Source organism: Oleiphilus sp. HI0117 (assembly GCF_001635235.1).
This window is the reverse complement of the sequence record NZ_LWGA01000964.1, coordinates 1-7,227: the sequence shown is the minus strand read 5'-3', so window position 1 is coordinate 7,227 and position 7,227 is coordinate 1. Positions and strand designations below refer to the sequence as shown.

At 45.2% G+C, this 7,227-nt stretch carries 9 protein-coding genes; 1 reads left to right on the top strand and 8 read right to left on the bottom strand.

What is annotated here, in order from left to right; translation table 11 throughout:
• The coding region (locus A3757_RS17290) for a serine hydrolase domain-containing protein (protein ID WP_068739995.1) at nucleotides 1-828 on the bottom strand (828 nt) is incomplete at its 3' end.
• Nucleotides 829-986: 158 nt separating this feature from the next.
• On the opposite strand from A3757_RS17290, the gene A3757_RS17285 reads away from it, so the two are divergent.
• A complete protein-coding gene (locus tag A3757_RS17285) occupies nucleotides 987-2,108 on the top strand; it encodes a TRAP transporter substrate-binding protein (protein ID WP_068514830.1) in 1,122 nt (373 codons plus the stop codon).
• Between the two features lie 4 nt (nucleotides 2,109-2,112).
• On the opposite strand, the gene A3757_RS17280 is transcribed toward A3757_RS17285, so the two are convergent.
• The 7 genes from A3757_RS17280 to A3757_RS17250 all read right to left on the bottom strand — a co-directional run.
• Nucleotides 2,113-3,513 carry a lipopolysaccharide assembly protein LapB gene (locus A3757_RS17280; protein ID WP_068739993.1) on the bottom strand — a complete coding sequence of 467 codons (1,401 nt, stop codon included), beginning with the start codon at nucleotides 3,511-3,513 and terminating at the stop codon, nucleotides 2,113-2,115.
• A complete protein-coding gene (locus tag A3757_RS17275) occupies nucleotides 3,513-4,196 on the bottom strand; it encodes an energy transducer TonB (protein ID WP_068514837.1) in 684 nt (227 codons plus the stop codon). Before A3757_RS17275 ends, A3757_RS17280 begins: the two co-directional genes overlap by 1 nt.
• 4 nt (nucleotides 4,197-4,200) lie before the next feature.
• A complete protein-coding gene (locus tag A3757_RS17270; RefSeq protein ID WP_068514839.1) occupies nucleotides 4,201-4,626 on the bottom strand; it encodes a biopolymer transporter ExbD in 426 nt (141 codons plus the stop codon).
• Nucleotides 4,623-5,186, bottom strand: a complete 564-nt coding sequence (locus tag A3757_RS17265; protein ID WP_068514152.1) for a MotA/TolQ/ExbB proton channel family protein — start codon at nucleotides 5,184-5,186, stop codon at nucleotides 4,623-4,625. Before A3757_RS17265 ends, A3757_RS17270 begins: the two co-directional genes overlap by 4 nt.
• 1 nt (nucleotide 5,187) lies before the next feature.
• Complete coding sequence (locus A3757_RS17260) at nucleotides 5,188-5,667, bottom strand: MotA/TolQ/ExbB proton channel family protein (RefSeq protein WP_255374942.1); 480 nt, start codon at nucleotides 5,665-5,667, stop codon at nucleotides 5,188-5,190.
• Between the two features lie 33 nt (nucleotides 5,668-5,700).
• Nucleotides 5,701-6,654 carry a hypothetical protein gene (locus A3757_RS17255; RefSeq protein WP_068514846.1) on the bottom strand — a complete coding sequence of 318 codons (954 nt, stop codon included), beginning with the start codon at nucleotides 6,652-6,654 and terminating at the stop codon, nucleotides 5,701-5,703.
• A 4-nt stretch (nucleotides 6,655-6,658) separates the two neighbouring features.
• Nucleotides 6,659-7,227 (bottom strand): DUF3450 domain-containing protein (locus A3757_RS17250; protein WP_068739991.1); only part of this gene is annotated, 569 nt, incomplete at its 5' end.

Sequence of the window (7,227 nt, the reverse complement as noted above, 5' to 3'; positions counted from 1 at the left end):
GCTATAAATCTTTGCGATATTTCTAGCGTTACTATGGCCATTGCCAGACCCGAACTCGTGGGTTCGGAAATCAGGGTCCTCAAACATACGCTGAGGGTCCGGGATTGGTTTCCAAGCTCTAGCAAGTAAAGAGTTTGGGTCGTTGACTTGTTGTAAGGTAGGAACACCATTAGATATGACGATATCGGCGCAACGAGTAATCTGGCTTTCATTCATGCCTAGGTAGAATTCAATATTGTTTGGCCCAAATATTTCTTCTTGCAAATATTGCCCTAAGGTTTGACCGGTACACTTACTGATCAAAGCCTGGCACAGAGGGCCATGAGTAAAAGAGTGGTAGCAGGGAGTAGAGCCTGCGGGCCAAAGTGGTGCTTGAACTTCTAATGCTTGCTCGACAACCCCTTTTTGATAGAGGGAACCGGCAGGCGCTGCATCGGCAACAGGAACGCCTGCGAGTTGAGCCAAAACGCAGCGTACTGTGATTTTGTCTTTTCCCGCCTGAGCAAACTCTGTCCAATACGTGCAGACAGGCTGGTCGAGATCGATGATTCCTCTGTCCGCAAGTGAGAGTACAGCGAGGGAAGCGATAGCTTTGGTAACGGACATAACGCAGCAAAGAGTATCCTCCTCCCAGAGTTGTGTTTTACCTTTATCCTTATAACCCCCCCCCCATAAGTCGACTACCTTTTCGCCGTGATTATAGGCGGCAACGCTAGCGCCAATTTCATTCCGTTCTTTGAGGTTTACTAGAAAAGCCTCCTTCACGGCTTCATAGCCAGGGGCGCAGTAACCTGAATAGGGAATATCGTCGGTGATTGTGGCTGACACGTTGACCAATCTCTTATAGAACTGTAGGTTTATACAATGTAGTCCATGAATTGATATTTGTCATAATTATGGATATCCAACTGGCTGTCAGTCAGGCGTTAAGTGTTAACAATATCGATAATAAAAGATAAAAAGAGTTGTTTAAGAGAATTAAAGCAATGCTTCGTATGCTTGGGTTTGTGTTGGCCTTCATGAGTGGCGCGTCAACTTCCTATTCCGCGACACCTGTTGACGCCTGGTTGCTAGAGGAGGGTGGTTCGATCCCGACGAGTGGCAAAGTGACACAGTGGAAGTTTGCACACCCGGCGCCTCCTGTTTCTCATTTACCACCGGTTTGGCAGAAAGGGATTGATTGGATACAACGTAAAACCAACAACGAATTGCAAATTAAAATGTATGGCGGTGGGTCTCTCTATGGTGTCACCGGAGGCTTCAAAGCTTTACGCGCTGGCGTGGCTGATTTTGGGACGTGTTATACACTGGCCGAAGCAAAAGGTTTTGAGTTGTTTAAAACCATCCAGCTCCCCTATATAGCCCCTTCCAACCCTTACTTAACTGCACGAATTGTGAACGAGCTAATGGCTGATGGCTTGGCTGAGGAGTTCACTCGACGAGGTGTTTATCCAGCACATGTTATGCCAGTGAGACCTCTAAGCTTAATGAGCAAAACACCTATTCGTAGACCTGAAGACTTAAAAGGCAAAAAGGTGGTGTCATTTATGAATGCGCCGGGTGCGGCAGAAGACTTAGGCTACTCTGTTGTTCGTATTCCGTTTCCAGAGATCTATTCAGCCCTACAGCAAGGCGTGGTTGATGCAATCGTTTGGGTTGATATGGGCTTTATTCCTTTTAAAATTTATGAGCAAGCCAAGTACTATACAGAGTTGAATATTGCACCAACGACCATTGAGACTTGTATGAATCGTCGTAGCTTTGATCGGCTGAATAAACCAACCAAGCAGTTACTGTCGGACTTTCAGCAGAAATTGGCTTTGGCTGTTGTGCAGCGCACTGAAGAATTTGCACAAACTGCACAAAATACCTTGGCCGAGCAGGGTGTTGAAATTATAAAGTTTAGTGAGCCTGAGCAGCAAGCATGGGTCAAGGCATTTCAGCCAACTGTTAAGCGCTATATGGATAAGTGTGAGGCGGCAGGAAAAGATTGCCGAGGGCTGGTTAAGAGCATTGCCAAGCTAGCAGATAAGTACAAAAATCTCAGTAATGAAGAGTTAATGCAGCTTACGATAGATGAGCCTGTCCAAGGCATTATCGACTTTTAAACGTCTAATGCTTGCTAATGTTGGCAAGGTAATTTGTCCACTGAGCTAATTGTTTTTCGATGATGTGAATATCGATAGTGTCGGCTTGGTGGCGGTTTGCCTTGCTTTGTTTTAGCTTACTCAAGTGATCGTCAAGCGCAGTAAACAAAGTTTCAGCCATATTGAGTTTGTCAGAATAAAATAAAGACCTACCTAACTCCAGACCGATCAAAACCTTGTCTTTGTTATAGTCTTTCTCGAGAGCTAACCATTGCATGTAGGAACCTCCACTCACCTCGTGGATGACTTGAATCACTTCATTCCATAAGGCCTGTTTAACCAAGAGCCGGCTTAACTGTTTTAAAATTGCTAGGTTGTCAGCAGAGTCCTGGTAGTTGGTGATAAAGGAGCTAGAACTTAGTATATCTATGGCTTTCTCATTATGGCCTGCCTGTTCCCTGCTATAGGCTAGCCTTTTAATATTCGCAGCTGTGGCTTTGACAGTTTTCTCGCTTAGAGCGGCTTCGAGGATTAGAGCTGCCTGGAAAGGTAGGCCTTCTGATAGCTGTAATTGTGATAAGTGTAAAACTTCTGTAGCACTAAGGGCTTGTGTTTCTTTTAGTAGTTCCATGCCCGATAGGGCTTGTTGATGCTCACCTAATTGAATCGCTATACGCACCCATTGTTGCCAATAAGCCTTTTTGGTGGGTTCGAGCGATATTAGCTTCTCGATGATAAGTCTGCTCGCGGGGTAATCTTTAAGCGCTAATAAGCTATTGAGTTGTAGTTGATAAAGCGCTTCTTGCTTAGGGTGAGCCAATTTTAAGGCATGTTTGGCGCTGTTAAAGCAGTTTGAGTAGTCTTTAGTCTGGAACTGTGAATAAGACAGTAAGTAATACCACTCACTTAGCTGTTCTGGTTCTATACTCTGATTCGGTTGTTGGGATGATATGAGTGTTTGCAGCGCTTGGCTTGCTTCACTAAAGTGCCCTGTTTGAATTTGCAGCTGGGCAAGCAGCAGATGTTGTTTAACCTGGGACGACTCATTCAGAGAGTCTAGTCGTAAAAGCAATTGTATTAAGCCAATCGCCAGTTCATATTGTTCGAGTTGAGCAAGGATCTGAGAGGCAGAATAGAGCGCATAAGATGTAGCCACGGGATTGTGCTGATTTTCAGAAATAACGCGTTCTAGAGTGCTAAGTGCTTTGGCACTTTGCTGCTTTTCAAAGTCGCTCCAGGCTTGGGCAAGTGTTCGCTGGGTTCGGCTATTGATTTGGGCATGCTTGTTCGGCTGTAACTCCAAAACCTCGCTCGGTACATTGAATGAATAGTCAGCAGAACAGGCTTCGCCGGTGCTCAGCAAAGCCACGGATAATACCAGGAAAGTAAGGCGTCTATGTGCGTGTCGAAACATAAACCAAAGCATTATTTTTCCAGAGTAAAATTAATGGTTTGAACAACCCGACGAGTGCTAGGCTTTCCCCCGAGAAGCTGAGGTTTGAATTTCCAATTTTTGACGGCACGTATGGTGTTGTTTTCAAAAATGCCCTCTGGTTCGGCGCTTAGGACTTGTACATCACTCACGCTTCCATTCAAGCCTATAGTGAAGCTAATATTAACCCATCCTTCCAGTCTTGCGCGTTTTGCTCTTCTGGGGTAGAGCGGGTCTGGCGTGAGCAAGGGAAACAGTTGCTCATCAAAACTCGGGGCGGCACTTTGTATGGGTTTAAGGGAACTTGCCGGGAATTCAGGTGGGCTTAATGAAAGTGGCACCGAAGGTGTATCGATAGGGCTCAAGTCTAGCGAAAGCTTTGGAAGCCGGGGGTTAAACGCTGCTTGATCGATTAGTTTGGGTTTGGGTGGTTCAGGTTCTGCTTCTTCGGGTGGTGGCAGCTCTTCTTCTTGCTCGGGCGCGCTTGAAGAGTTTGCTTCAATCCGAATGAAGTCAATGCTGAGAAATTTGTAGATCGCAGCTTCGACGCTAAGCGGAGTAATCAGACTCGTCATAAGCTTGCTAATGGCTAATACACAGATTATGGCTAATAGGGCGGCGAGTACCCAACGTGTAAGGCTTTGACTTAGCGGCAGTCGACAAATGGTGTTATCCATAAACCTAGATTCCACTGTTTGATTCTTTGCGTGTCGCAACGGCGATGTTCTTGGCGCCTGCAAGTTTGCACTGGTCCAATGCCTGTATCAATAAACCGGTCCGTGCATGCTCATCGGCCTGGAGGATGACAGTGCTTTCTGGCGACTCACTCAATAAACGCTCAATATTGCGTCTGATGGTTTGTGGTTCAACTTGCCGTTGATCGATCCACACTTTATTTTGAGCTGTGATTGCTACAATAATTGCCTGTTGAGGCAGTGTGCTGGATGTCTGGGCTTGAGGGCGGTTAATGTTAGCGCCCGCTTCGCGAATGAAACTGGTGGTAACAATAAAGAAAATTAGCAGAATGAATACGACATCCAACATTGGTGTCATATTGATTTCTACGTCTTCTTCTTCATTGTTGAAAAAAGGAAAGCGCGTTCTCATGCCTTGACGCCCCCTTCTTCTAATAGGGGGAATTGATGCTTGAGTATACCTTGTGCGCGCAAACTTAAGCGGCGCAGAATGTATTGCATAATAAGCCCTATAATCGATATCAGCATGCCTGCCATGGTAGGCAGGGTTGCCTGAAATATTCCCGAGGCCATCAAACGAGGGTTTCCAGTTCCGCTTAACGATATTTGATCAAAAACAAGTACCATTCCACTTACCGTGCCCATTAGCCCGATTAACGGACAAGCAATAATCGCTGCTCTCAAGAGCCAAAAAGAGTGGCGTGTCATTGCTCTTGCCTCAGAAAGCAGCGCTTCCTGAACTCTTTGCTTGTCCCAGGAATTTAGTCCTGACTTTGCCAAGCTAGCACTTTCGCTCCAGTACTTCTCCAACATTGAAATTGTATTTTTAAAGCTGAGACTTAGGAATAGTAAGCGTTCAAAAAAAAGTATAAAGATTAATACACTCAGAGCCAGTATGGCCGCGACAGGTAAACCACCGAGCTTGATTAATTGATCAATGCTTGAGTAAAAGTCGAAACCAATTTGCGTCATCTTAACAGTCTGCCTTGGAAGGGCGAGTGTCTTGAGCTGCGTTAGCTTCTATTGAGCCTTGTTCACTCATATATTTTGCAATAAAGCCTAGGCTTTGCTGGCTAAGGAACATAAGAACCTTTTTCGACTTTGCTGCTAACAGATTGTGAGAGAATAGTAGTGGCACGGCTACCAGTAGTCCAAGAACTGTAGTCATTAGCGCTTGTGATATCCCGCCAGCCATTAGTTTTGGGTCTGCGTTTCCGACTAAAGTAATACTTTGAAAGGTATTGATCATGCCAACAACGGTGCCGAGTAAGCCCAGAAGAGGGGCGACTGCAGCGAGTAGTTTGATTGTCCCCAGGCCCTTATCCAGCTTAGGCATCTCGGACATAACGATCTCTTGTAGCTGAACTTCAAGCGTATCATGTTTTAGCTGAGTACTTTGCTCGTCACTTGAACTGCTTTCCTCATTTCCTTTGCATGCCTGATAGGCCTGAATTATTCGGCCAAGAGGATTGCTAGCGTCTGCAATTTACGGTGATCTCATTTGTTTTTTGATTGCTCGTTGAGAGTAGCTGATTGTTAACCATCTAAACAAGCTTAGTAAGAGCCCTAGTAAACCTAATGTGACAATGGCGTAGCCAATATATCCGCCTTGGTGGAAGCGATCTTCCAAGCTGGGAATCAGTGCCAGCTGTTCAAGTATCAAACCGTTCGAAGGGTCGATTACCGCTGTAAGGGGTGTGTTGGGACTTAGAGCCTGGTATTCGGCTTGCTCAACGACTCTTTGGTATTTTGAATTTGGTTGTATTGGAAGCGTATTTAGAGTGTTATTCGCCGGGTTGTGAACAAGAAAATTACCTTCGCTGGTCGTGGTAAACGTACCAATGCGTTGGATAACCGTCTGTTTTCGCTGGCCATCTACTGTAATTACTTCACCTTGGTAGGTGTGGCTTTGGCGGTTTTGCTGAATATCATATTGAAGTAGCTCGAAAAGGGCTCTTAAGTCATCTGAGTCGGGGAGTGCTGTTTTAGTTGCCAGCATGCGAAATGTTTCAAGCTTTGCAGGTGACTCATGACTAATAATGGAGGCCTCCATATTCGACTGACCATCTTTAACAGCTTGCTTCCACACAGAGAACAGGTCTTTTAGCGCGTGACTTCGTTCTGCTAACTGATGTTTTGCATCGTCAATGCTTTGTTCGGTTTTTCTAACAGTCTGGTTGAGGGTTTTAAGTTCCTTTCTTTTATTGGAAAGCTCCTTTTGAAGGGCCGCAAGTTTTTCTTTTTGTTGCTGCTTTTGTTGCTGAAAAGATCGTTCTCGGGCTTGGTTTGATTGAGCCTGCTGAGTTCTTTCTTGTTGTATCTTTTGGTACAGCTTATTTAATGTGTTTTGCGGATTACCGTTCGGTTCGGTGCTAGCGTTAGCCAAACAAGGAGTTGTCAGCAGGCAGAAAATAATGAATGCGCTTTGGAGGTGTTTCATAGTATTAATTTCCGTCCGCTTCAACAGTAAGTGTTAAAAGGGAAGGTGGAAGCTGCTTCTTGGCTACCTTAATACCTTGCGCAACATTTTCAAGAAGGGCGGGGCTCGCCAGAAGCCAGCTTTGCTTTTGTTGGCTCCAATAGCCAGCGCTTTGCTGATCAAGACTGAGGAAATACATTCCGATACGCCCAACCCGAAGTATCTGTGCTTCCACTTCTTTGTTATCAATTATGATCTCCTGCTGATATGACTCAATGCTGTAGCCAAACTCGTTTTCAATCTGAAAGGCTTCAAGCACTGAGTGGTAAAGGTGGCTTATCGGTATTTCCGGGTTAAATGCTTTTTCTTTGAGTGCCGCGATACGTGCCAGTCTCTTATGTTGGTGGAAAGCTAGGTCGTTATTTACTTGCGTATCAATCCAGTCAATCATTTCCAGGAGCATTGGTATCAAACTGTTCTCTGTTTGCGATACTTGCGATAGCTGGCCTTCATAGTCAATCAACGTTGTTTGTTGGCGAGAATGTATCTGTTGTTGATGTGATAAGTTTATATTTGTTTGTTCCAGGGCTCTCG

Bases quoted from the DNA above. Each gene is read 5' to 3' on its own strand.
- A3757_RS17285 (WP_068514830.1), top strand. From the start codon at position 987: ATGCTTCGTATGCTTGGGTTTGTGTTGGCCTTCATGAGTGGCGCGTCA.
- A3757_RS17280 (WP_068739993.1), bottom strand. From the start codon at position 3,513: ATGCTTTGGTTTATGTTTCGACACGCACATAGACGCCTTACTTTCCTG.
- A3757_RS17275 (WP_068514837.1), bottom strand. From the start codon at position 4,196: ATGGATAACACCATTTGTCGACTGCCGCTAAGTCAAAGCCTTACACGT.
- A3757_RS17270 (WP_068514839.1), bottom strand. From the start codon at position 4,626: ATGAGAACGCGCTTTCCTTTTTTCAACAATGAAGAAGAAGACGTAGAA.
- A3757_RS17265 (WP_068514152.1), bottom strand. From the start codon at position 5,186: ATGACGCAAATTGGTTTCGACTTTTACTCAAGCATTGATCAATTAATC.
- A3757_RS17255 (WP_068514846.1), bottom strand. From the start codon at position 6,654: ATGAAACACCTCCAAAGCGCATTCATTATTTTCTGCCTGCTGACAACT.